Annotated in this window: 22 protein-coding genes and 4 tRNA genes; 11 read left to right on the top strand and 15 right to left on the bottom strand. The window is 54.0% G+C overall.

The genetic code is table 11. The features are described 5' to 3' along the window. Positions 1–14 precede the first annotated feature (14 nt). Entirely contained in the window at positions 15–398 is a 384-nt protein-coding gene (gene trxA / locus AC5TBW_RS12010; protein WP_495511961.1) for a thioredoxin, read from the bottom strand. Between the two features lie 314 nt (positions 399–712). Here trxA and cysB point away from each other — a divergent pair, with 314 nt between their 5' ends. Then, complete coding sequence (cysB, locus tag AC5TBW_RS12005; RefSeq protein WP_495508788.1) at positions 713–1,687, top strand: HTH-type transcriptional regulator CysB; 975 nt, start codon at positions 713–715, stop codon at positions 1,685–1,687. 13 nt (positions 1,688–1,700) lie between these two features. On the opposite strand, the gene AC5TBW_RS12000 is transcribed toward cysB, so the two are convergent. Together AC5TBW_RS12000 and pabB are read right to left on the bottom strand one after the other, a co-directional pair. Then, on the bottom strand, positions 1,701–2,321 hold the full coding sequence (locus AC5TBW_RS12000) for a phosphoadenosine phosphosulfate reductase domain-containing protein (protein ID WP_495508787.1): 621 nt from the start codon (positions 2,319–2,321) through the stop codon (positions 1,701–1,703). A 117-nt stretch (positions 2,322–2,438) separates the two neighbouring features. Continuing rightward, positions 2,439–3,794 carry an aminodeoxychorismate synthase component I gene (gene pabB, locus AC5TBW_RS11995; RefSeq protein ID WP_495508786.1) on the bottom strand — a complete coding sequence of 452 codons (1,356 nt, stop codon included), beginning with the start codon at positions 3,792–3,794 and terminating at the stop codon, positions 2,439–2,441. Between the two features lie 255 nt (positions 3,795–4,049). Between pabB and AC5TBW_RS11990 the strand changes: the two genes are divergently transcribed. The 6 genes from AC5TBW_RS11990 (at position 4,050) to prpD (ending at position 12,581) form a co-directional block, all read left to right on the top strand. Beyond that, positions 4,050–4,823 (top strand): GntR family transcriptional regulator, encoded by a 774-nt coding sequence (locus AC5TBW_RS11990; RefSeq protein ID WP_495508785.1) that lies wholly within the window; start codon positions 4,050–4,052, stop codon positions 4,821–4,823. A 35-nt stretch (positions 4,824–4,858) separates the two neighbouring features. Further along, positions 4,859–5,749, top strand: coding sequence for a methylisocitrate lyase (prpB, locus tag AC5TBW_RS11985; protein ID WP_495508784.1), 891 nt, complete (start codon positions 4,859–4,861; stop codon positions 5,747–5,749). Between the two features lie 216 nt (positions 5,750–5,965). After that, positions 5,966–7,093, top strand: a complete 1,128-nt coding sequence (prpC, locus tag AC5TBW_RS11980) for a bifunctional 2-methylcitrate synthase/citrate synthase (protein ID WP_495508783.1) — start codon at positions 5,966–5,968, stop codon at positions 7,091–7,093. A gap of 67 nt (positions 7,094–7,160) precedes the next feature. Next, positions 7,161–9,770 carry a Fe/S-dependent 2-methylisocitrate dehydratase AcnD gene (gene acnD, locus AC5TBW_RS11975; protein ID WP_495508782.1) on the top strand — a complete coding sequence of 870 codons (2,610 nt, stop codon included), beginning with the start codon at positions 7,161–7,163 and terminating at the stop codon, positions 9,768–9,770. A gap of 88 nt (positions 9,771–9,858) precedes the next feature. Then, entirely contained in the window at positions 9,859–11,058 is a 1,200-nt protein-coding gene (gene prpF, locus AC5TBW_RS11970) for a 2-methylaconitate cis-trans isomerase PrpF (RefSeq protein ID WP_495508781.1), read from the top strand. A gap of 38 nt (positions 11,059–11,096) precedes the next feature. After that, the gene (prpD, locus tag AC5TBW_RS11965; RefSeq protein WP_495508780.1) at positions 11,097–12,581 is read left to right on the top strand and encodes a 2-methylcitrate dehydratase; all 1,485 of its coding nucleotides are present in this window, start codon (positions 11,097–11,099) and stop codon (positions 12,579–12,581) included. A 79-nt stretch (positions 12,582–12,660) separates the two neighbouring features. On the opposite strand, the gene AC5TBW_RS11960 is transcribed toward prpD, so the two are convergent. Next, a complete protein-coding gene (locus AC5TBW_RS11960; protein ID WP_495508779.1) occupies positions 12,661–12,942 on the bottom strand; it encodes a ComEA family DNA-binding protein in 282 nt (93 codons plus the stop codon). Between the two features lie 269 nt (positions 12,943–13,211). Between AC5TBW_RS11960 and pyrF the strand changes: the two genes are divergently transcribed. After that, complete coding sequence (gene pyrF / locus AC5TBW_RS11955) at positions 13,212–13,913, top strand: orotidine-5'-phosphate decarboxylase (protein ID WP_495508778.1); 702 nt, start codon at positions 13,212–13,214, stop codon at positions 13,911–13,913. Positions 13,914–13,936: 23 nt separating this feature from the next. Here pyrF and lapB read toward each other — a convergent pair whose 3' ends face one another. The 3 genes from lapB to AC5TBW_RS11940 all read right to left on the bottom strand — a co-directional run bounded on the left by lapB (position 13,937) and on the right by AC5TBW_RS11940 (position 15,844). Beyond that, complete coding sequence (lapB, locus tag AC5TBW_RS11950) at positions 13,937–15,142, bottom strand: lipopolysaccharide assembly protein LapB (RefSeq protein ID WP_495508777.1); 1,206 nt, start codon at positions 15,140–15,142, stop codon at positions 13,937–13,939. After that, complete coding sequence (locus AC5TBW_RS11945) at positions 15,143–15,448, bottom strand: lipopolysaccharide assembly protein LapA domain-containing protein (RefSeq protein ID WP_495508776.1); 306 nt, start codon at positions 15,446–15,448, stop codon at positions 15,143–15,145. Between the two features lie 99 nt (positions 15,449–15,547). Further along, positions 15,548–15,844 (bottom strand): integration host factor subunit beta, encoded by a 297-nt coding sequence (locus AC5TBW_RS11940; RefSeq protein WP_007113226.1) that lies wholly within the window; start codon positions 15,842–15,844, stop codon positions 15,548–15,550. 206 nt (positions 15,845–16,050) lie between these two features. Between AC5TBW_RS11940 and AC5TBW_RS11935 the strand changes: the two genes are divergently transcribed. Further along, positions 16,051–16,344, top strand: coding sequence for an FAD assembly factor SdhE (locus AC5TBW_RS11935; RefSeq protein WP_495508775.1), 294 nt, complete (start codon positions 16,051–16,053; stop codon positions 16,342–16,344). Beyond that, positions 16,304–16,735: a hypothetical protein gene (locus AC5TBW_RS11930; protein WP_495508774.1), complete on the top strand. Its 432-nt coding sequence runs from the start codon at positions 16,304–16,306 to the stop codon at positions 16,733–16,735. Before AC5TBW_RS11935 ends, AC5TBW_RS11930 begins: the two co-directional genes overlap by 41 nt. Here the strand turns inward: AC5TBW_RS11930 and nadB are convergent. From nadB to uvrY, 7 genes are all read right to left on the bottom strand, one after another. Continuing rightward, a complete protein-coding gene (nadB, locus tag AC5TBW_RS11925; protein WP_495508773.1) occupies positions 16,729–18,342 on the bottom strand; it encodes an L-aspartate oxidase in 1,614 nt (537 codons plus the stop codon). The genes AC5TBW_RS11930 and nadB overlap by 7 nt on opposite strands. Positions 18,343–18,616: 274 nt before the next feature. Then, positions 18,617–18,703, bottom strand: a tRNA-Leu gene (locus AC5TBW_RS11920). Between the two features lie 59 nt (positions 18,704–18,762). After that, positions 18,763–18,836, bottom strand: a tRNA-Cys gene (locus tag AC5TBW_RS11915). 76 nt (positions 18,837–18,912) lie between these two features. After that, positions 18,913–18,987, bottom strand: a tRNA-Gly gene (locus AC5TBW_RS11910). Positions 18,988–19,071: 84 nt separating this feature from the next. Then, positions 19,072–19,620, bottom strand: coding sequence for a CDP-diacylglycerol--glycerol-3-phosphate 3-phosphatidyltransferase (gene pgsA, locus AC5TBW_RS11905; protein ID WP_495508772.1), 549 nt, complete (start codon positions 19,618–19,620; stop codon positions 19,072–19,074). A 94-nt stretch (positions 19,621–19,714) separates the two neighbouring features. Next, positions 19,715–21,529: an excinuclease ABC subunit UvrC gene (gene uvrC / locus AC5TBW_RS11900; RefSeq protein ID WP_495508771.1), complete on the bottom strand. Its 1,815-nt coding sequence runs from the start codon at positions 21,527–21,529 to the stop codon at positions 19,715–19,717. A gap of 41 nt (positions 21,530–21,570) precedes the next feature. After that, the gene (gene uvrY, locus AC5TBW_RS11895; protein ID WP_240718451.1) at positions 21,571–22,221 is read right to left on the bottom strand and encodes a UvrY/SirA/GacA family response regulator transcription factor; all 651 of its coding nucleotides are present in this window, start codon (positions 22,219–22,221) and stop codon (positions 21,571–21,573) included. A gap of 203 nt (positions 22,222–22,424) precedes the next feature. Here uvrY and AC5TBW_RS11890 point away from each other — a divergent pair. Then, positions 22,425–22,500: transfer RNA gene (locus AC5TBW_RS11890), tRNA-Ala, on the top strand. A 58-nt stretch (positions 22,501–22,558) separates the two neighbouring features. On the opposite strand, the gene argF is transcribed toward AC5TBW_RS11890, so the two are convergent. Then, the gene (gene argF / locus AC5TBW_RS11885; RefSeq protein WP_495508770.1) at positions 22,559–23,479 is read right to left on the bottom strand and encodes an ornithine carbamoyltransferase; all 921 of its coding nucleotides are present in this window, start codon (positions 23,477–23,479) and stop codon (positions 22,559–22,561) included. Positions 23,480–23,645 lie beyond the last annotated feature (166 nt).

Genomic DNA, 23,645 nt, shown 5'->3' with positions numbered 1-23,645 from the left:
CGCTTACTGAGTTATCAGGCGTTTTGTTCGATGAACTGCGTCAGCTGTGATTTCGATTGAGCGCCAACCAGTGATGCGACCTTGGTGCCAGATTTAAACAGCATGACGGTAGGTACACCGCGTACACCTTGCTCGGCAGCAATTTCAGGTGCGTCGTCTACATTAACACTAACCACTTTCAGGCTGTCCTGACGTTCTGCAGCCACTTCATCAACGACCGGGGCCATGACTTTACACGGGCCACACCAAGGCGCCCAAAATTTCATTAGCACAGGCTGTTCAGCGTTGAGGACTTCTTGCTCAAAATTGGCGTTGGTGACATCAACATTATTAGCCATTTGATTCTCCCGTTTGCGTTGCTCTTGCTGTTTCGTTGCCTCAAATGGAGCAACGGTCATTACGCGATTCATTGGCGCTCTTTCACCGCGCCTAAGTTCTTACCGCGCTAAGTCGTGGGCAGATGTTAGCGGGCGCGAAGGTTGCTGGCAAATTTCCCGTATGGTGATTTATCTGAATAGCAGAAATTAATGGATGCTGGTAGCAACATTTTTTTATAATATAAAAGTATCATTCAGATGTTTTTTATTCTATCTGGTGCTGTAAAGTGCGAAGCCTGCACCGCTGTCCGTTCATCCCATCACAGCAGCTGCGCAAGGATGTGCTTCAAGGGCGCCCTACATAGATCTGTTTAGAGAATAAATAAGGTGAGGATATGAAGCTACAACAGCTACGCTATATCTGGGAAGTCAATCGACATAACCTGAACGTCTCAGCCACAGCGCAAAGCCTATTTACCTCACAGCCCGGGATCTCCAAGCAAATTCGGTTATTGGAAGATGAGCTTGGCGTTGAGATTTTTGCTCGCAGCGGCAAGCATTTAACCCGAGTAACGCCCGCCGGGCAGTCGATTATTGATCTGGCCGGACAGGTCCTGCGTCTCACCGAAAACATCAAACAGGTGGCTCAAGAGCATAGTGATGAGCGCCGTGGCAGCTTGGCCATTGCAACCACGCATACCCAGGCCCGTTACGCGCTACCGCCCATTATCAGTGAATTCACCCTTAAATATCCTGATGTGGCGCTACATATGCAGCAGGGTACCCCCAAGCAGATCGCACAGATGGTCAGTGAAGGCCAGGCCGATTTCGCCATCGCGACCGAGTCGCTTGAGCTATTTACCGATTTAGTCCTATTGCCCTGCTATCGCTGGAACCGCTGCGTACTGGTGCCTAAGGGGCACCCGCTAGCCACTCATCAGGGCCCGTTGACTCTGGAGGCACTCGGTGAGCATCCCCTGGTCACCTACGTGTTTGGATTTACCGGCCGCTCCCAGTTGGATGATGCTTTTAAAGCGAAAGGCTTAACGCCTAACGTGGTGCTAACTGCTGCCGATGCAGACGTCATCAAAACTTACGTGCGCCTGGGTATGGGGGTGGGCATTGTGGCGCATATGGCCGTGGATGAGGCGTTAGATGCTGATTTAGTCGCGCTTGATGCTAGTCATCTGTTTGCCAGTTCCACTACCAAGATCGGCATTCGTCGCGGTACTTTTATGCGTGGCTATATGTACGACTTTTTGGAGCGCTTCGCGCCTCATTTAACCCGTGACCGCGTCGACGAAGCGTTAACGGCAGGCCCTCGTCATGAACAGTCATTGTTCGATGAGCTGGACCTGCCTGAGTATTAATCAATCGTCAGCGTTAATGCTGTAAATGAAGGCCGCACTCGCGCTTCTCTTCCACCTTGGTGGGGTCAAAGTAGTCGAAGTTGTTGGGCAGATTATGCGCCTGTAGATACTGGTACATATCTTTGGCGCTCCACTGCAGCAGCGGGGCGACTTTCAATAGGCCATCGCTGTTGCGGCTCACCGGCTGCATTTTAGCGCGTTCGGGGGTGTCTTCAGCGCGCAATGCGGTGAACCATACGTCGGGCTGCATTTCACGCAGTGCACGCTCGAACGGTTCCAGTTTTACTTCCTGGGTAAAGGCCGCGTGGTGCGGATCGTCAATACCCGGCATGGGGCCTTCCAGCGCTTCGCGGTGGGCGCGGGTGCGTCGAGGCACAAAGCTTACTATGTTCAGGTTGAGCTGCTTTATCACCTCGTCGGCGAATTGATAAGTCGCTTCAGTGTTGTAGCCGCTGTCCATCCACACAATGGGAATGTCCGGGCGGACTTGGCTCACCATGTGCAGAATCACCGCCTCGAAGGGGCGAAAGTTGGTGGTGCAAATAGGTCGTGAACCCTGGGCTAATGCCCACTCAACCAAACCCTGGGGATTGTTAGCAAATTCGTTATTGATCGCTTCAAGCTCTGAGGACATGCTGCCTCCTGTTCGGGTGTAGAGTCATGGTGACTAGGCTATCAAACCAGACCCCTGACTCCCCAATACCGTTTAGTTAGGCTTTTATATTCCTTTTTGATTTAGAAAGATCGTTGCTTATTCCAAAGCGCCAATAAGGTGGCGGATTTTATCCAGCGTTTCGGTGTACTCTTCGTCTGCTTGGGAGTCTGCCACCAGGCCACCACCGCCCCAAACATGCAGTCTTCCCGCCTCGGCGACCATAGTGCGTATAGCAATGGAGGTATCCATGCTGCCGCGGACATCCACATAGCCTAGGCTGCCGCAATAAACACTGCGCTTGCAGGGCTCTAATTCATCAATGATCTGCATAGCACGAATTTTGGGCGCGCCAGTTATGGAGCCGCCGGGAAACGCTGCCTCCAAAAGCGATAGAGGCGTGTAGCTGTCAGCTAACTTTCCCTGCACCACACTGACTAGGTGGTGCACGTTTGGGTAGCTCTCTAAGCGACATAACTGCGGCACGCGAATGGAGCCAGGCTGACACACACGGCCCAAGTCGTTACGCAACAGGTCAACGATCATCACATTCTCAGCGCGATCTTTAGTGCTGTTCATTAGCTCTTCAGCTAGCGCTTGATCTTTTTCAGGTGTCGCGCCTCGCGGGCGGGTACCTTTAATCGGCCGTGTTTCGACCTCGCCGTTGCGGCACTGAATAAACCGCTCGGGAGAAAGTGACAGTACGGCCTTATCGCCCCAGGCCATAAAGCCCGAATACGGCGTGGGTGTCGCTTCTCGCAACTTTAGGTACGCCTGCCACTCATCCCCCTGGTAATCGGCATAAAAGCGCTGAGCCAGGTTGATTTGATAGCAGTCACCCGCTCGAATATAGCGCTGAACGGCGTTAAATCGGGTGACGTATTGGGCGTGACTTAACTCGGCCTTGAAGTCGCTATTGAGCGCAAAATCGCTTGGCTGGGCTGGCGGTTGGGCAAGCCAACTTATTACTTGCTCACGGCGTTCCGGAGTGGCGACTAACCACGCCTGTTGGGCCACGTGGTCGAGCGTAATACACCAATCGTAAAGACCTAGGCGTGCCTGAGGTAATGAGACCGCTTGCGCTTGAAGGCGGTTAATGGATAACGACTCTCGGCCTAGATCGTAGCCCCAGTAACCCATAAGCCCACCGAGGAAAGGGAGTTCACTGATCGCATTAGGGATATCAAGCTGATCCAGGAGCCATTGTTGAAGCGCAAATGCATCGTTGGCTATTTGCAGTGGAGCGCTGAGCTGATGGGACGAGAGAGTCGCATTACCGTCGCTGGACACCTCCAGCGTGGCAAGAGGATCGCTGCTGATGATGTCAAAGCGTCCGTTAGCAACGGGGCGGCCGCTATCAAGCAGCACGGCACCTGGCCTGACGCGCAAGCAGGCGAATAGGCCCAAAGGATCGGGAGAGTAGGGCAGGGCAGTTATCGTCAACGCCTTGATCATTAAGCAAACGCCTCGCCAGTTAAGGGCGAGCCATTTTAGAGGGGCGTAGACAATGACACCAGCATTAGGCTTCGACGCCTTTCTCACGCAACGTCATTAAACTGGAAACCATTAACCGGCTGATTGTTGACAGGTAATGATTTAGCTAGCTGATGAATACAACGAAAGACGTATAAAATCGGCAAACATGGTTAGTTGACGGTTCATTAAGCACGCGCTAGAGTTTGATGACTTTCCAATTGTCGACAATTAACTATGGCAACGCTTGTTTCTGACACTCCAGCCGCCGCTGATATTTTATCTGAAACTTCTACTGCTGAAACAGGGGAGCTTGAAAGCAATGTGCCTGAAGTACGCACGCTCGCGGAGCGGGTATTTCATCAATTGCAGGGTGCCATCGTGCGCGGAGAACTTGCTCCTGGCAGTAAAATCACCGAGCCAGGGCTGTCTAAAACCTACGGTATTTCCCGTGGGCCCTTGCGTGAAGCAATGCGGCGCTTGGAGGCTCACCGCCTGATTGAGCGCGTTCCTCATGTAGGCGCGCGCGTGGTTCAGCTCTCAATGAAAGAGCTTTTAGAACTGTTTGACCTGCGTGAAGCCCTGGAAAGTATGGCGGCGCGCCTAGCGGCAGAGCATATGTCGCCGGAAGAGGTACAGGGGTTGCGGGATGTGCTGGCGCTCCACGAAAGCCAGGCCGATCTAAAGCGTGGCGAAGCTTACTACCAGCGCGAAGGCGATCTCGATTTTCACTACTGCATCGTTCAGGGCAGCCACAACAAAATGCTGATGAACCTGCTCTGCGACGACCTTTACTACCTTGTACGCCTTTACCGTACTCAGTTCAGTGCCAGCGGCACGCGACCACAGCGCGCCTTTGTGGAGCACCATCGCATTGTCGATGCCATTGAAGCGGGCGATGCGGAGCTGGCCGAGCTGCTCATGCGCCGCCATGTCAGCGCCTCCCGCGCCAATGTAGCGGATCGTTATGCGGCGACTCTAGAACAGTCAGCATCTAAATCGCAAAGCTAAAACATAACTAGAAATTAGCAATAGGAGAAACGCTCATGTCCCAGATAACTCCCGGCGCCCGGTTTCGGGCCGCGCTTGAGGCTAACCGCCCGCTGCCGATCTTAGGTACCATTAATGCCTACACTGCACTAATGGCCGACAAGGTAGGCCACCAAGCTATTTACCTTTCCGGTGGCGGTGTTGCCAACGCCTCATTCGGCTTGCCGGATCTGGGCATGACGACCATGAATGACGTGGTGGAAGATGCTCACCGCATCTGCGGCGCCACTGAGCTGCCGCTGCTGGTGGATATCGATACCGGCTGGGGCGGTGCCTTCAACATTGCCCGCACCGTGAAAGAGATGCAGCGGGCTGGCGTGGCCGCAGTACATATGGAGGATCAGGTGGCGCAAAAGCGCTGTGGTCACCGTCCTAATAAGGCAATTGTCTCCCAGCAGGAGATGGTTGATCGTATCAAAGCCGCCGCCGATGCCAAGATCGACCCCGACTTCTATTTGATTGCTCGCACCGATGCGTTTCAAAAAGAGGGCCTTGATGCGGCCATTGAGCGCGCCAACGCCTGCGTGGAAGCGGGGGCGGATGCCATCTTTGCCGAAGCGGTTCACACCCTGGATGATTACAAGGCTTTCTGCGAAAGGGTCAACGCGCCGATTTTAGCTAACATCACAGAGTTCGGCGCTACTCCGCTGTTTACGCAAACGGAGCTCGGTGACGTTGGCTGCCGCATGGTGCTTTACCCGCTCTCGGCCTTCCGCGCCATGAACGCTGCGGCACTGCAGGTCTATCAAAGCATCTTGGACAACGGCCATCAAAAAGACGTTGTGCCTATCATGCAAACCCGCGATGAGCTCTATGATTTTCTGAACTACCACGACTTTGAACAAAAGCTCGATGCACTGTTTGCTGAAAAAGGCGATGACCATTAAGCCCGGCTGGTTGAAGCGAGGGTCTTTTGTCATGGCCGGAAAGTGTTCCCGACGATTCCGGCATTTCCGCCATCCATGGCGGTCAGATGACAAAAGTAGCGCCCAAGGATGGGTTCACAGCGCCCTCGCGGAAACCTGCCCTCTTCCCGAGGCAGCCTTGCCGAAAGTTAAATGAAAAACACAATTTAAAATAAAAGCAGAGTTAGGAGACACACCATGGCTGATAAACCCGCAACAGGTGCAGGACTGCGTGGGCAGAGCGCCGGTTCCACCGCGCTGTGTACGGTAGGTAAAACAGGTTCAGGCCTGACCTACCGTGGATTTGATATTAAAGAGCTCGCCGAAAAAGCCAAATTTGAAGAGGTCGCTTACCTGCTGTTGAAAGGCAAGCTGCCCAACCAGGATGAATTAGATCACTACATCAGCAAGCTCAAAAGCCTGCGCGGTTTGCCCGATGCGCTGAAAACGGTGCTTGAGCAGATTCCTAAAGATGCCCATCCGATGGATGTGATGCGCACCGGCACTTCAATGCTGGGCAATCTAGAAACCGAGGAAAACTTCGATCAGCAGCAGGACGTGGCTGACCGGCTGCTAGCCGTGCTTCCCTCGATTATTTGCTACTGGTACCGCTTCTCCCATGACGGCGTGCGCATCGATACAGAGACCGACGATAATTCCGTGGGTGGGCATTTCCTACATATGCTGCGCGGTGAACCTGCGTCTGAGCTGCATGCACGGGTCATGAACGTCTCGCTGATTCTTTACGCCGAGCATGAGTTCAACGCTTCCACCTTTACCGCTCGGGTATGCGCCTCCACGCTTTCGGATATGCACTCTTGCGTGACCGGGGCGATTGGCTCGCTGCGCGGCCCCCTACATGGCGGCGCTAACGAAGCGGCCATGGCGATGATCGAAGATTGGCAGTCGCCTGAAGAAGCAGAAAGCAAAATCATGGGTATGCTGGAACGTAAGGATAAAATCATGGGCTTCGGCCACGCGATTTATCGTGAGTCCGACCCGCGCAATGAGATTATTAAGTACTGGTCTAAAAAGCTCTCTGACGATGTGGGCGACACGGTGCTTTACCCGGTTTCAGAGCGGGTCGAAGCGGTCATGTGGCGTGAGAAGAAGCTGTTCTGTAACGCGGATTTCTTCCACGCCAGTGCATACCACTTTATGGATATACCCACCAAGCTGTTCACGCCGATTTTCGTTTGCTCGCGGCTGACCGGTTGGGCGGCACACGTATTTGAGCAGCGCGCCAATAACCGCATCATTCGCCCCAGCGCCGATTACACCGGCCCCGAGAAGAGCGAGTGGGTGCCGATAGAAGCGCGAGACTGAACTGCGTAATGCCCGGTGGCTTGGCAACCGGGCTTTTTTTCAGCCCCTTCTTGTGAGTCTGCCTGCTATGAATACCCAATACCGTAAACCCCTACCTGGCACAGAGCTTGAGTTTTTTGATGCTCGCGAGGCGGTGGAAGATATCCAGCCCGGTGCCTATGCGCAGTTGCCCTATACCTCACGTGTGCTGGCCGAGCAACTGGTGCGCCGCTGCGATCCTGAATTGCTCACCGATGCACTAAAACAGCTGATCGAGCGCAAGAGCGACCTAGACTTCCCTTGGTACCCAGCACGTGTCGTCTGCCATGATATCCTCGGCCAGACCGCGCTGGTCGACTTGGCAGGGCTGCGTGATGCCATCGCCGAGAAGGGTGGTGACCCCGCCAAGGTTAATCCTGTAGTGCCCACCCAACTGATCGTTGACCACTCGCTGGCGGTGGAGCACGCAGGCTCAGAAGAGGGCGCCTTCGAGAAAAACCGTGCCATTGAAGATCGCCGCAACGATGACCGCTTCCACTTTATCAACTGGACTAAGACGGCATTTGAGAACGTCGATGTGATTCCCCCTGGTAACGGCATCATGCACCAGATTAATCTGGAGAAGATGTCGCCGGTGGTGCAGAACCGAGACGGTATTGCCTACCCCGATACCTGTGTGGGGACCGATAGTCATACGCCCATGGTCGATGCCCTGGGCGTTATCTCCGTAGGCGTGGGTGGCCTGGAAGCCGAAAGCGTCATGCTGGGGCGTGCCTCTATGATGCGCCTGCCGGATATCGTCGGCGTAGAGCTCACCGGCAAACTGCAGCCCGGCATTACCGGCACGGATATGGTGCTGGCGATTACCGAGTTCCTGCGTAAAGAGCGGGTAGTTGGCGCTTACCTGGAGTTTTACGGCGAAGGCGCCGACGCTCTCACCGTAGGGGATCGCGCCACTATCTCCAATATGACCCCCGAATACGGCGCGACCGCGGCGATGTTCTACATCGATGGCCAGACTATCGATTACCTGAAAATTACCGGTCGTGAAGATGAGCAGGTGGCGCTGGTGGAAACCTACGCCAAGCACACCGGCCTCTGGGCGGACAGCTTGACCGAGGTTGAGTACGAGCGGGTGCTGACCTTTGACCTCTCGTCGGTGACGCGCACCCTGGCAGGGCCATCCAATCCTCACGCTCATTTGCCCACTTCAGAGCTTGCCCAGCGCGGTATTGCGGTAGGGCTTGAGGCAGCTCAGGCGGAAGAGAAAGCGGGTAAAATGCCCGATGGCGCGGTTATCATCGCGGCCATTACCAGCTGCACCAATACCTCCAACCCGCGCAATATGGTCGCGGCAGGGCTGATCGCCCGTAACGCCAATCGGCTGGGTCTGTTGCGTAAGCCGTGGGTGAAGTCGTCGCTGGCGCCGGGCTCGAAAACCGTCAAGATGTACCTGGAAGAAGCCGGTTTGATGAGCGAGCTGGAAAATCTCGGCTTCGGAGTGGTGGCTTACGCCTGCACCACCTGTAACGGTATGTCCGGGGCGCTGGAACCAAAAATTCAGCAGGAGATTATTGAGCGTGATCTTTACGCGACTGCCGTGCTTTCTGGCAACCGCAACTTCGACGGTCGTATCCACCCCCATGCCCAGCAGGCGTTTTTGGCGTCACCACCTCTGGTGGTCGCCTACGCTATTGCGGGCACGATTCGCTTTGATATCGAAAAAGACGTCCTGGGCGTGGATCAGGGGGGAAATCCCGTCACGTTGAAGGATATCTGGCCCGCGGATGAAGAGATCGACGCGATTGTTAAATCATCGGTGAAGCCGGAGCAGTTCCGCCAGACCTATATTCCCATGTTCGATCTGGACAAGAGTGCTCGCGCCCAGGTCAGCCCGCTATATGACTGGCGGCCCCAGAGTACCTATATCCGCCGTCCGCCTTACTGGGAGGGCAATATGGCGAAAGTACGCACCCTAAAAGGCATGCGGCCATTGGCGATACTGCCGGACAATATCACCACCGATCACTTGTCGCCTTCCAACGCGATTCAGTTGAACAGCGCGGCGGGAGAGTACCTAGCCAAAATGGGCCTGCCTGAAGAAGACTTCAACTCCTACGCCACTCACCGCGGCGATCATCTCACTGCCCAGCGCGCTACCTTCGCCAACCCTAAGTTGTTCAACGAAATGGTGCGCGATGCCGACGGCAAGGTAAAACAGGGCTCACTGGCGCGGGTCGAGCCTGAAGGCGAAGTGACCCGCATGTGGGAAGCGATTGAAACCTACATGGCTCGCAAGCAGCCGCTGATCATTATCGCCGGGGCGGATTACGGCCAGGGCTCCTCACGAGACTGGGCGGCCAAAGGCGTGGCGCTGGCAGGCGTGGAAGCGATTGCCGCCGAAGGCTTTGAGCGCATCCACCGTACCAACCTGATCGGTATGGGGGTGATGCCGCTGGAGTTTGAACCCGGCACTACGCGTATGACCCTGGGCCTGGACGGCACCGAAACCTTTGATGTTGAAGGCGCCGTTTCGCCAGGGTCAATGCTCACCCTAGTGATTCACCGTCACAATGGTGACAGCGAGCAGGTTGCGGTGAAGTGCCGTTTGGATACCGCTGAGGAGGTGTCGATTTACACCGCCGGTGGTGTACTGCAACGTTTTGCCCAAGACTTTCTTGAGTCCACGGCGGCTTAATTGAAGTGGCCTAGCTGACCAAGAGAACCCGGTGCCTTTAGCTTTTTCAGACGAAGCTTAAAGCACCGGGTTATTTTTAGGAGTGGTAATGATGAGCGCATCAGTTCAAAACAAACACGTGCCGCAGATAAAAATTCCGGCTACCTATATGCGCGGCGGCACCAGCAAGGGCGTATTTTTTAAACTAAGCGACCTACCCGAAGCGGCCCAGCAACCGGGCGTGGCGCGCGATCAGTTGCTAATGCGTGTCATCGGTAGTCCCGACCCTTACGAAAAACAGATTGATGGTATGGGGGGCGCCACTTCAAGTACCAGCAAGACGGTGATTTTGTCTAAAAGTGAGTCAGCTGAGCACGATGTGGATTACCTGTTCGGTCAGGTCTCCATCGACAAGCCCTATGTGGATTGGAGCGGTAATTGCGGCAACCTCTCTGCGGCGGTCGGCCCTTTCGCTATTAGCAATGGTCTGGTTGACCCAGCTCGTATTCCTGAAAACGGCGTAGCCGAGGTGCGCATTTGGCAGGTGAATATCCAGAAAACCATCGTCTCAAGGGTGCCTATCGTCAATGGCGAAGTGCAGGAAACTGGCGATTTTGAGCTGGATGGCGTGACCTTTCCTGCTGCTGAGATACCGGTGGCCTTTATGGACCCCGCCGATGGCGAGGGGGCCATTTTTCCTACCGGTAACCTGATTGACCAGTTGGATGTGCCAGGCGTGGGTATCTTGAAAGCGACCCTGATTAATGCTGGCATTCCCACCGTGTTTATTAACGCCGCCGACATTGGCTATACCGGCACCGAGCTGCAGGATGCCATCAATGGCGACAGCCGGGCGCTTGAGATGTTTGAAACCATTCGTGCCCATGGCGCTGTGCGGATGGGGCTAATCAGTGATGTCAGCGAAGCGGGTAAACGACAACACACTCCCAAAGTCGCTTTCGTAGCGCCGCCAGCGGATTACGTATCATCGAGCGGTAAAAACGTACAGGCGTCAGATATCGATCTGCTGGTGCGAGCGCTCTCAATGGGCAAATTGCACCACGCCATGATGGGTACCGCCGCCGTTGCCATTGCTGCCGCAGCAGCCATTGAGGGCACGGTAGTGAATTTGGCCGCCGGTGGTAGTAAGCGCAACGAGGTCACCTTCGGGCACCCCTCCGGCAGTCTGCGGGTGGGCGCTGAAGCAAGCCTGGTGGAAGAGCGTTGGCATATCGAGCAGGCGGTGATGAGTCGCAGCGCCCGGGTATTGATGGAGGGTTTGGTTCGCATACCCGGCGACAGTTTTTAGGCCATACTGAATAGATCGGTATACAAGAGGAGAGTGCTATGTCCGCTACATCCGAAGCCAATGAACGCCCGGATTATGATCCTGAACTACAGGCTATTGCCGACTACGTACTCAATTATCAGGTGGAATCCGAGGAGGCATTGGAAACCGCCCGTTACTGTTTAATGGATACGCTCGGCTGCGGTCTGCTGGCCCTACGTTTCCCTGAATGCACCAAGCATCTTGGGCCGATAGTGGAAGGCACGGTAGTGCCGTTTGGCGCGCGAGTCCCGGGCACTTCGCTTCGTCTTGACCCCGTTAAGGCAGCGTGGGATATAGGCTGTATTATCCGCTGGTTGGATTATAACGATACCTGGCTTGCCGCCGAGTGGGGCCACCCCTCCGACAATCTTGGTGGGGTACTCGCCGTTGCCGACCATCTTTCCCAGCAACGGGTCGCTCAAGGCGAAGCGCCCCTGGTGATGCGCGATGTGCTAAACGCCATGATCATGGCCCATGAGATTCAGGGCGTGCTGGCACTGGAGAATAGCTTCAATCGCGTGGGGCTTGATCATGTGGTGCTGGTGAAAGTCGCGTCAACGGCGGTGGCCGCCAAGCTGTTGGGCGCCAATCGCGAGCAGCTGCTTTCAGCGCTCTCCCACGCCTGGGTGGATGGCCAGAGCCTGCGCACCTATCGTCATGCGCCCAATGCCGGTTCGCGTAAAAGCTGGGCTGCAGGGGACGCCACCTCACGAGGCGTGCGCTTGGCGGATATCGCCTTGCGCGGTGAAATGGGTATTCCCAGCGCGCTGTCGGCGCCCCAGTGGGGCTTCTATGATGTGCTGTTTAGCCATGCCAATAAAGATTTGAGTCTGAAGCCAGAAGCAGAGCGCCGCTTGCGCTTTCAGAGGGAGTTTGGCAGCTACGTGATGGAGAACATTCTGTTTAAGATCTCCTTTCCCGCTGAGTTTCATGCTCAAACCGCCTGCGAAGCCGCCGTGACGCTCCACCCGCAGGTGAAGGATCGCCTAGCCGAGATCGATAAGATCGTACTCACCACCCACGATTCGGCTATTCGGATTATTTCCAAAACCGGCGCACTAGCCAATCCGGCGGATCGTGACCACTGCCTGCAATACATGACAGCGGTGCCGCTTATTTTTGGTTCGCTTACCGCTGAGCACTATGAAGATAGCTTTCATGCGGAGCATCCGCTGATAGATGAGCTGCGTAATAAGATGGTGGTAGAAGAAAACGCCGAGTATTCGGCTGCGTACCATGATCCTGAGCAGCGCTCCATTGCAAATGCAGTGCAGGTGTTTTTCAGCGATGGGAGTGCGACCGATAAAGTCGTCGTGGAGTATCCAGTAGGCCATCGACGTCGTCGGGAAGAAGGGATGCCGCTGTTGGTTGAAAAGTTTGAACGCAGTCTGGCAACACGCTTTCCAAAAGGTCGTTGCCAAAAAATCGCCGAGCTGTGCAGCCAACAAACAACACTTGAAGCGATGCCGGTACACAAATTTATGGATTTGTGGATGATTTAAAGCGCGCTATTCACAGTGCCCGGTGCTTATACACACCAGGCACTGTAGCGTTTAATGAACGGTATGCTCCCCAATGAGGTTATTCAAACACTACTTGTTCGCGCATGCGGTCAACGGTGGCAGGCCCAATGCCGCTGACGCGCTCAAGATCTGCAGTGCTTTCAAAGGCACCGTTGGTTTCGCGCTCTTCAATAATAGCTTCCGCACGGCTGGGGCCAATGCCCGGTAGCTCAGCCAGCAACTCAGCATCCGCGGTATTGACGTTGATTGGGGCTACCTCTTGAGCCAGCGCGCCACTGGAAAGTCCCAAGCTAACGCTAAGTAACAGTGCAGCCAAGATGCCCTTAATTGTGATATTCATCTTCGTGATCCTTATTAATAGCGGTTATTAACAGAGATTGCGTGCGCGAGGTTCAAGATTAAGTACTACTCACGCCTTAAGCGATATAAGTAATAAGAACGACGCAACATGACTAATTTAGCTTTACTGCGTGGGCGATTATGTCAGCAATGTGTGACAGGAATTGTAAGTTTTAAGCTATATGCGAATGGCAAATAGCTTACATAAGGAGGGCGCGAAGAGATGTGTGAGGCTGATATAATGGCCGAAAATGCACTTGGAGCGATGTTGTGGCCACTGATTCCCCGATTATTATTGCGCTTGATTACCCTTCATTAGATGCTGCGCTGTGTATGGCGGATCAGTTAGACCCTGCCCGCTGTCGCGTTAAAGTGGGCAAGGAGCTGTTTACCCGCAGTGGCCCCGCAGTGCTTGAGGCACTACATGGGCGTGGGTTTGAGGTGTTTTTAGACCTTAAGTTTCATGATATTCCCAATACCGTTGCCAGCGCGGTTCAGGCAGCCGCGGAGCAGGGCGTGTGGATGGTCAATGTGCATGCCAGCGGCGGTAGGCGGATGATGGAGGCGGCCATGCAACGACTGGCGCAGCACGGATTAACGACTCATTTAATAGCCGTTACCGTATTGACCAGTATGCAAGCCGAAGATTTAGTGGATGTGGGTATCAACACATCGCTAACAGAGCATGTCGAGCGCTTGGCGCAGTTGGCGAGACAGAGTGGCTTGCAAGGTGTTGTATGTTCGGCCCAAGAGTCCGCTCGGATTAATACACTTTGCGGTGATTCGTTTTTGAAAGTGACGCCTGGGATTCGGCCCAGCTTTGCCGTGGCCAATGATCAACAGCGGATCATGACCCCTAGCCAAGCCATTCAGGCAGGAAGTACTCATTTAGTAATAGGTCGACCCGTTACTCAGGCTGAAGAGCCCATGGCGGCACTCATGGCGATTGAAGCCGAGCTAGGCGTTGGCTAAACACTCGCTGCATCCAGTTCTTGCTATTCACCTTCTACACCGATAACGGGTTTGATGGTTCCCCAGTACCGACAGCTGGGGCATTGCCACTGCAGCGCATCACTAGCAAAACCACAGTGCCTGCAGCGGTGGCGGGTGCGATTAAGCAGCATCGCATCGGTATGGTGCTTGAGTAGCAGTAGACGCGTATCAGGAGAGGGTTTGCCACTGAGACGCTGGCTTTCTATATAGAGGTCGATCAGGTAATCCAGCCCGCCTAAGCTAGGCACCGCACGTAATCGCTCACCAATCAATTCAATGGCTTTATCAACGCCATCACGCTGATGAACGAGCTGTCCTAAAGCAATAATAATGCTGGTGTAAGGGGCTTGCTCTAATAGGCGGTAAAGGTGATTTTCATAACCAGCTTGATCATCGTTGCGTAAATAGGCATTTTTTAGAGCGGGCAACATGGTAGGAATGTGGGCTATTTCCTGGCGCGGGATATTTTCTAGCCGCTCTATGGCGCGGACATAATGGCCGTTATCCATCTCTAATTCGGCCAATAATAGCGTGGCCCGAACGCAGTTCTCATCCAGTTGTAGGGCTTTTTTAAGGTGCTTTTTAGCTAGCGGTCGGCTCGCCTCGCTAATCTCTTCGATGGCTTGCTCGCACAGCCAGTGTGCGGCGGGGCGGCGCATCTTAGGGTGCTGTTTAAGCAGTGGTTGAATAACGTCCAGTGCTTGCTGCCAGGCCTTTTCACGCTCCAGTAAATCGACGAGCAGCTGTTTAGCCGCATAGCGGTGGTGGTCATCTCGGCTTTGGTCAAGGAGAGTGTTGAGCAATCGCTGAGCTCGATCATGGACACCCAGCGCCATAAAGTCTCGAGCAAGCTCTAGTTGGATTTGTTCGTTGGTATATTGCGATAAGGCGGGACGCGCTAATAGATTTTGGTGGATGCTAACTGCCTTGTCAGCCTCGCCTCTGGCGCGAAACAATTTGCCAAGAGCAATGTGGGTGTCCACCGTGTCGCTGTTGATAGCAAGCAGGTTAATAAAGGTATTGATGGCTTCGTCGGGCTGCTCGTTAAGCAAGTAGTTCAGCCCGACAAAGTAATCTCGCGACAGCGCCTGTGAAGACGCCGCAGGCGTTTGGGAGTGATGTCGGCGGCGTCCCGCTTGGCGATAACCTAACCCGTAACCGATGGCAATAGCGGCCAATAATACGCTTAGCAGCGCGACATCCAGCATTTATGCTAGTTCCTTGAACTCCTGGGTGCGCAAGCTATCAAGCTCTTTACGCTGCTGCTTATTATGACGCTGGCTACTGGCCAACGCTGCTTTTAGTCGCACGTAGACGCCCAACATGGCGAGCATTCCTAGCACGACGCCGAACACCAGTGTCGCGAGCAGCCACACGGAGAGCGATACTGCAGGCAGCTCCAGCCAAATGAGATTCAAGGCAATCGCTTGCTGATTGTTAACAGCAAACAGAATGCCTACCAGCACTACTACCAGCAAAATAACGGCTAATATCAGCCCTTTGATCCAACGCATTGTGAGTTTCCTAGTCAGTGACGTTCACGGTAGCGCTATTGTGTACGACTCAGGCCGCGACGTCATCCCGCAGAAGGTCGGGTAACGCCATTGGAGCGTTTAATAGCCGAGCGCTCGACTAGCATCTACCTGTTCACGCAACTCTTTGCCTGGCTTAAAGTGCGGTACATATTTACCTTCCAGATCAACCGCATCGCCTGTTTTAGGGTTGCGGCCCACACGTGGCTCGCGGTAGTGCAGTGAAAAACTGCCAAAACCACGAATCTCAACGCGACCTCCGCTGGAGAGAGAGTCAGTCATATCGTCCAGGATAATACGCACCGCCGTTTCGACATCTTTGGCGGATAATTCCGGCTGACGCATCGCGATTTGTTCGATTAATTCTGATTTAGTCATCGGTTAGCTCCCTGCGAACATTGAAGGCCGTAACGCGCTCTCGGCCTCACTAACATCAAATTCAGCATACTGCTCAATTCAATATAAAACAATTCAGATAAAACAAGGTTCTAGACTCATTAACAGCATAGGCGAAGGAGGGCGCTGGCGCGACCCCGCAGCTTAGGTATACTGGTCTTTCATTTTTGTAATTGGAGCGGCTGACGTTGAACGACGACAATTCCCCTGCAGCCATTTTGCGTAAACGGCTTTACTGGCACTCTCGGCGCGGTATGTGGGAGCTTGATCTACTGCTAATTCCGTTTCTAGAACAGCGTTTTGATCATATTAGCGAAGCGGATCAACTGGCCTATCAGCAGCTTATTGAAGGTGAAGACCAGGATCTGTTCGTCTGGCTGATGCATCGTGAGTGGCCTGAAGAGCCCAGCCAGCGGCGTATCGTAAAAATGATCGTTGAGCATGCTGAAAACACCGATAATTCTGCCTATCGTACCCTCTAGACAGTGGCAGTTAACTCAGTGCTGTCTATTGATTGGCATAGTGGCGCTTAGCTACTGGGTCGGGGGTAAGCTCTTGGCAACGGCTGTAGTGATAATAGGGCCTGCTCTTGTTTGGCGTGATTATCGGCGCCAACCAAAAGGAGTGCTCTCGCTTACATCGGCAGCGTCACTGTGCCATGGCCGCTGGCTGTATAGCGATCAACCAAACATTGAGAGAGATCCAGCCCTGAATGAGCCTCAGGGTAAAGAGTATCAAGTGCGCTGCGACTACCTGGGGCCCTGGATAATCGGGCTTTATGTGGGTAAGCAGCGGGTTTGGTTGTGGCCAGATAGTGCGCCTAAGGCGCGCTTACGTGAAGTGCGCAAATTATTTCATCGTCCCGGTCAATAAGGCCTCGTTCTACTTCCTATTTTTAAATCGTTTATGGACAGCGTTGAGGCCGTAGCTATCGGCTGCTGCTTGGGCCAGTCGGTGGTGAAGTGCAGGCCGCGCGACTCATGACGCCTCTGGGCTGCTAGCACTGTTAGCTGGGCTAACTGCAGAGCTTGATGTAAACGGCTTCCTTCCGGGTTGGCGAGCACGCCCTCTAACTCCTCCAGCGTATTTAACAACCGCTGTAATTTCTCAAGCGCGGTATTGAGCCCTGTCACGCTGCGCACAATCGAGACATGCTGGCTCATGGTCGCTCGCATGCGCAGGCGGATATCGTTAAGGACGGCGGAGGGCAAGTCATTGACCTGTCGAGAGGGCTGGAATTCAGCATTTGGCGAGAGTGGTTCTTGTGCACCGGTTTCTTGTGCATCGTTCAACAGCGCCTGGGCGCAGCTGCGTGCAAACACTAAACACTCTAATAGTGAGTTGCTGGCCATTCGGTTGGCGCCATGTAATCCCGTGCAGGCTGTTTCTCCGATGGCATATAAATTTGCTACGTCGGTGGCGCCTTGTAAGTTGGTAGCAATACCGCCGCAGCTATAATGGGCGGCAGGCACCACCGGAATGGGTTGCCGGGTAATATCAATACCGCGAGAGGCGCAGTGGGCCAGAATAGTGGGGAAGTGGTGATGAATTGCCTTTTCGCCCAAGTGGCGAATATCCAGCCATACATGACCCAGCGCGCCGTGCTGTATCTCGGCATCAATAGCGCGGGCTACTATATCGCGTGGGGCGAGTTCAGCGCGTTTATCGAGCGCCAGCATAAAACGCTGTCCTGCCTCATTGAGTAGATGGCCGCCTTCACCGCGGACCGCCTCGCTAATCAAAAAGGCTGGGCCTTCTGGATCAAATAGGCAGGTGGGGTGAAATTGCTGAAACTCTAAATTCATTAACCGAGCGCCCAGCATTGCGGCCATCATCATCCCTTCGCCGCTGCTAGGGGCTGGGGTAGTCGTGTGGCGGTAAAGGCCGCTTGCCCCTCCTGTGGCTAGAACGGTGTGATGTGCAGTCAGTGAGTGCCAGTGTTGGTTAGCATCACTGCCATAGGCCCCGCAGCAGGCGCCTGTGGCATCCTTTCGTAAACCAACCACGGTTAAGTCGTTCCGCTGGGTAATATTGGGGTGCTGCGCTACTTTGGCTAATAGAGTATCTACCACGGCGCGTCCGGTGGCATCATCCGCGTGGATAATACGCCGAGCGTTATGGCCGCCTTCGCGGGTCAGGTGATACGGATAGCGTGCGGCGGGGTCGGTCTCTGGCGTAAAAGGGACGCCCTGATCAATCAGCCACTGAATAGCAGCAGGGCCGTGGGTAACGGTAAAGCGTACTGCCTCGACATCACACAGTCCGTCACCCGCTATCAGGGTGTCGTTAATATGTGCTTCAAGGTCGTCATCGGGCGAAAGAACGGCGGCAATGCCGCCTTGCGCCCAGCGGCTGGCGCCTTGGTCATCTTGAGCGGGGCGAACTAGCGTAACTGATTTATGATCAGCAATTTCCAGAGCTAGGGTTAGCCCTGCGACGCCGCCGCCAATGATAAGTACATCGGATGTAGGCGTGCTCATAGTCCCCGCTCCTTCATCATGCTGACTGATATCTTGCGCATCGCTAGCTTTGTATAGGAAATAGCTAGAAGGCAGGCATCATAGCGTGGCAATTAGCGTTTAGCGACGTTTGAAAGCAATAAAAGGACGAGTTGGGGGGTGGCTAACGGCGATGGCTAAGGCAAGGAAACTCACAGCGAACAAGAGCCTGGTTAAGGAAGCTAACGCGGAAGCAAGAATATCAGGAGGGGGCAGTCTTTGACTGTATAAAAGAAGTAAAAATGAAACTAAGAAATGGTGCCCGGAGCCGGACTTGAACCGGCACGGGGTTGCCCCCGAGAGATTTTAAGTCTCTTGCGTCTACCGATTTCGCCATCCGGGCAAAACATCGCAATGTTGTTTTAAAAGAGCGTTCTTTAAAACAGCACTGCTACACAAAAGTGGAGGCTGGAGTCGGAATCGAACCGGCGTACACGGAGTTGCAGTCCGCTGCATAACCACTCTGCCATCCAGCCTCAAAAGTCGTTGGAGCGAGAAAGTGATTCGACCGGGCTGGCGTTCCAGCTCACGACCTCGTCTTCAATTTCGCTTTGGAGCGGGAAAGGAGATTCGAACTCCCGACCCTCGCCTTGGCAAGGCGATGCTCTACCACTGAGCTATTCCCGCTCGACTCGAGGGCGAATTATACGGATCACCGTCGGCTTGTCAATCAATGAATAGGTGCGTATTCATTATTTACTTATCAGCAGCTTACATGGAGCGGCTAAGATGCGGCCAGGCGGCTTTCAGATACTGAATCATCGACCACAACGTTAGCATAGCGGCCGTATACAGCACGACAACGCCGAGTAGGGCCAGTTCGTGCGTTGGGGGCAGCGCTAGCAAGATTAGCAGCGACACCATTTGCAGGGTTGTTTTCAGCTTGCCGACCCATGAAACCGCCACCATGCCTCGTTTTCCCATTTCAGCCATCCACTCACGCAACGCCGAAATAACAATTTCACGACCAATAATGACCAGCGCGGGTAGCGTCAGCACTAGGGTGTCATAACGCTCAATCAATAGCGCCAAGGCAACCACCACCATAAGCTTATCGGCCACCGGATCTAGAAAGGCGCCAAACGGCGTTGATTGATTCCAGCGCCGGGCTAAATAGCCGTCCAGCCAGTCGGTAATAGAGGCTGCCGCAAATAAGCCCGCCGCTAGGGGCATGCTCCAACTGAAGGGTAGATAAAACAGCACCACTAGCAGTGGAATAAAGGCGATTCTCGCCAGTGTCAGTATGTTGGGTATATTCATCGCAGGGTGCGATCCTTGCCGGAAAATCAGAGGATTCGAAGTCTGGGGCTCATTCTATCCCCCTTGGCCGATAGCATCCATGCCAAGAGGTGGTTTATCCATTAAGCGCCCGGTAAATACTGTCGGCTAATGAAGCGTTAATGCCCGGAACGCGGGCAAGTTCATCCCGGCTAGCTTTTTGTACGCCCTGAAGGCCGCCAAAGAAGCGCAGTAGCTCACGCCTGCGTTTAGGGCCAATGCCAGGAATATCCTGCAGCGTTGAGGTACGCCTCGCTTTATCACGCTGGGCGCGGTGGCCTGCGATGGCGAAGCGGTGTGACTCATCGCGAATATGCTGGATCAGATGGAGCGCGGGTGAGGCTGGGTCCAGGTTGAGCGGGTTGTCGGCAGTTTCTAAAAAAAGACTTTCAAGCCCCGCTTTACGGGTAGTGCCTTTGGCTACGCCCAGTAGAATGATGTCGCTAATATCGAGTTGTTTAAACACCTCGCGGGCCATGTTGAGCTGGCCCTTGCCGCCGTCCACGATCAAGATGTCGGGCGCCACCGCTTCACCGCTTTTCACCCGCTTGAGTCGCCGTGTGAGGGCCTGCTGCATGGCGGCGTAGTCATCACCCGCAGCGACACCTTCAATGCGGAAATGGCGATAGTCACTTTTACGTGGACCCTGGTGATCAAACACCACGCAGGAAGCTACGGTTGCCTCACCGTGGCTGTGGCTGATGTCGAAGCACTCCAGGCGTTGCGGCGTTTGTTCCAAGCCGAGTGCTTTCTGTAACGCAGTAAAGCGCTGAGTAAGCTGCGTTTGATTGGCAAGTTGCGAGGCTAGCTGTTGTTCAGCGTTGGTAATCGCAAGTTGTTGCCACTGGGCGCGGTGACCGCGAACTTGGCTAGTGACGCGAATGTGCTTACCGGCCTGCTGGGTCAATGCCTCAGCAATCAGTTCGCTGTCGTCTAGCGGGTGGCTAGTGATGACTTCGCTGGGCACGTTATGCGGTTGACCAAAATAGTACTGGCTAACGACCTCGGTGAGCAGTGTCTCTAGCGGCAGATCGAGGTCGTTTTTTGGCGTGTGATGACGGGCGCCAAGTAGACGGCCATCGCGCACACTTAATACTGAAACGCCCAGAGCGCCGGGTCGCTGCGCAAGAGCAAAAATATCGGCATCGCCACCACCGGTGTCGACAAACTGACGCTGTTGGATCTGTCGTAGCTGCTGAACCTGATCGCGAAGGCGAGCGGCCTCCTCAAAATCAAGGGCCTTGCTAGCAGCCTCCATTGCTTCCATCAGTTCCTGGGTAACATTTTCGCTTTTGCCTTCCAGGCACATAACGGCGTGCGCAACATCGCGCTGATAATCTTCGGCGGAAATGTAGTCGACACAAGGGGCGCTGCAGCGCTGAATTTGATACTGCAAACAGGGACGAGAGCGGTGGGCGAAAACGCTGTCTTCACAGTTTCTGATATGAAATATTTTTTGCATCAGCGCAAGGCTTTCACGTACAGCGCCGCTGCTTGGGTAAGGGCCGAGATAGCGACCATCGTCGCTGCGTTGGCGAGCGCGTTTATACTCAAGGGCTGGGTAAGCGTGACGATCGGTGACAAATACAAAAGGGTAGGACTTATCATCCCGCAATAAAATATTGTATGGAGGGCGAAGCTGTTTAATCAGCGTCTGTTCAAGAAGAAGAGCTTCCGTTTCCGTGCGAGTGACGGTCACCTGAACATCGGCGATACGTCCTACCATGGCCTGAGTTTTGGTATTCAACTGACCGCGAAAGTAGCTGGCAAGGCGCGCTTTTAAGCGCTTGGCTTTGCCCACATAGAGGGTATTGCTTTGTTCATCGAGCATGCGGTAAACGCCAGGGGAGGAGCTAACCGAGCTCAAGAACTGTTTTGAATCAAAGGTCATATCAGCGTGTCGGTACCCGATAACAGCAGGGAAGGTGGGGTTTATATCTGGGTGGCGTCAAACCCCTCGACCAGCCCATGGCGGAGCGCTAAATGCGTAAGCTCAACGTCAGTGGCAACCTGTAGTTTATCAAACAGTCGATAGCGATAGGTATTTACTGTTTTAGGGCTTAAATGCAGGCGGTCAGAGATATCTTGCACACGCTGGCAGTTAACAATCATGAGGGCAATCTGCAGCTCACGGTGGGAGAGGTGACTAAACGGGTTATCTTCATTGGTAAAGTGCGAAAGAGCTAGGCGCTGGGCAATTTCCTGGCTGACATAGCGCCGTCCGTGAAAGACCTGGCGTATGGCATCGGTCATTTCTATTGCATCGGCACCTTTGCTTAAAAATCCCGACGCACCGGCTTCCAGCATACGTCGCAGCACGCTGTCTTCCATATGTGCAGTTAAGATTAAAACCTTAACGTCTTCCATCGTGCGATGAATTCGCCGAGTGGCTTCAAGCCCACCTATACCCGGCATCCGGATATCCATCAATACGATATCGGGCTTTAAATGGCGACACTGTGTCACTGCGCTTTCGCCGTCGTCGACCTCGCCCACAATTTTAATGTCACACTCTTCGTTTAGCAGGTGAGCAATGCTGGTTCGTACTAAGTGATGATCATCGGCGATAAGTACACTGATCAAAGGACAGGCTCCTGCATGGAAGTATCATGGGCTCAGGCGTTGGCCTTATTCGCTACTTTAATTGCTGGCTATATATCTTGCTAACTGTATATAGAGTGCCACAGCTGGAGGCAAAGGAGAATTAGTTAGTGCGGATGGTTCGAAAACTTGACCGGGTAAAATGTTCAACGTAGTATCCGCCTCGCTGCTGTAAAGCAGCGCGTGGGGCCTTAGCTCAGCTGGGAGAGCGCAACACTGGCAGTGTTGAGGTCAGCGGTTCGATCCCGCTAGGCTCCACCAATATTCTATAAAAAAGCCTCGTTTTTAAACGAGGCTTTTTTTATTTCCAGTAAATCGGTTATGCAGCGACCTTGCCCAATAGCAAAAACTCGATTAATGCTTTTTGCGCATGCAGCCGGTTGCCTGCTTCCTGCCAAACGACTGCGCGGGGATCCTCGAGCAGCGTTTGGTTAATCTCTTCGCCGCGATGCGCTGGCAAACAGTGCAAAAACAATACGTCTTGGTTCGCTTGATCAAGCATGGCTTCTGTGACTTGGAAGCCTGCGAAATCCGCTTCACGTTTCGCTTGCTCTTCTTCCTGGCCCATTGAGGCCCATACGTCGGTAGTGATTAGGTCAGCTTGCTTGACCGCTTCTTGGGGATCGTGCGTTAGGGTTACCTGATCGCCAGCCGCTGCCATAATGTCTGCACGGGGCTCGTAGCCCTTCGGGCAGCATATGCGCAGATGAAAACCGAACTGCCGTGCGGCGTTGATCCAGGAGTGACACATGTTATTGCCATCCCCAATCCACACTGCGGTAAGCCCTTTGACGCTGCCACGTAGCTCAGTCCAGGTCATGACATCAGCGAGCAGTTGACAGGGGTGGTAATCATCACTTAAAGCGTTGATGACGGGCACGCTGCTGGCGCTGGCGTAAGTTTCCAGCCCTGCATGTGAGAAAGTGCGGATCATTACCGCATCAACCATTTCAGACAGTACCCGAGCGGTGTCTTCAATCGGTTCGCCGCGGCCTAGTTGGGTATCGCGAGGAGAGAGAAACAGTGCATGACCACCAAACTGTGCCATTCCCGTTTCAAACGACACTCGCGTGCGCGTCGATGATTTTTCAAAAATCATCGCCAAGGTGCGGTTGGGTAATGGTGTATAAACAGGACCTTGGGCTTTTAGGTTGGTTTTGATCGTAATGGCGCGCTGGATTAAATAATCCAGCTCATCTGGGGTCAAATCTAGCAAGGTCAGGAAATGGCGTGTCGCCATAAGGGCTTCTCTCCGCGCAAAAACACTATCCTAGCTATGCGGCAGGGGATGCGCAACGCGAACGGCATGCGTAGAATGCTACCTACACGTTAAAGCCGAGCGCTCTACTCAGGTACTTTTTCTAGTGCTACGTTCAAATGCTAGGTTAAGGGCTGCGTAGCGAAGC

This window comes from Vreelandella sp. ssv (assembly GCF_059448525.1).
This window is presented reverse-complemented; position numbering and strand designations above follow the sequence as displayed.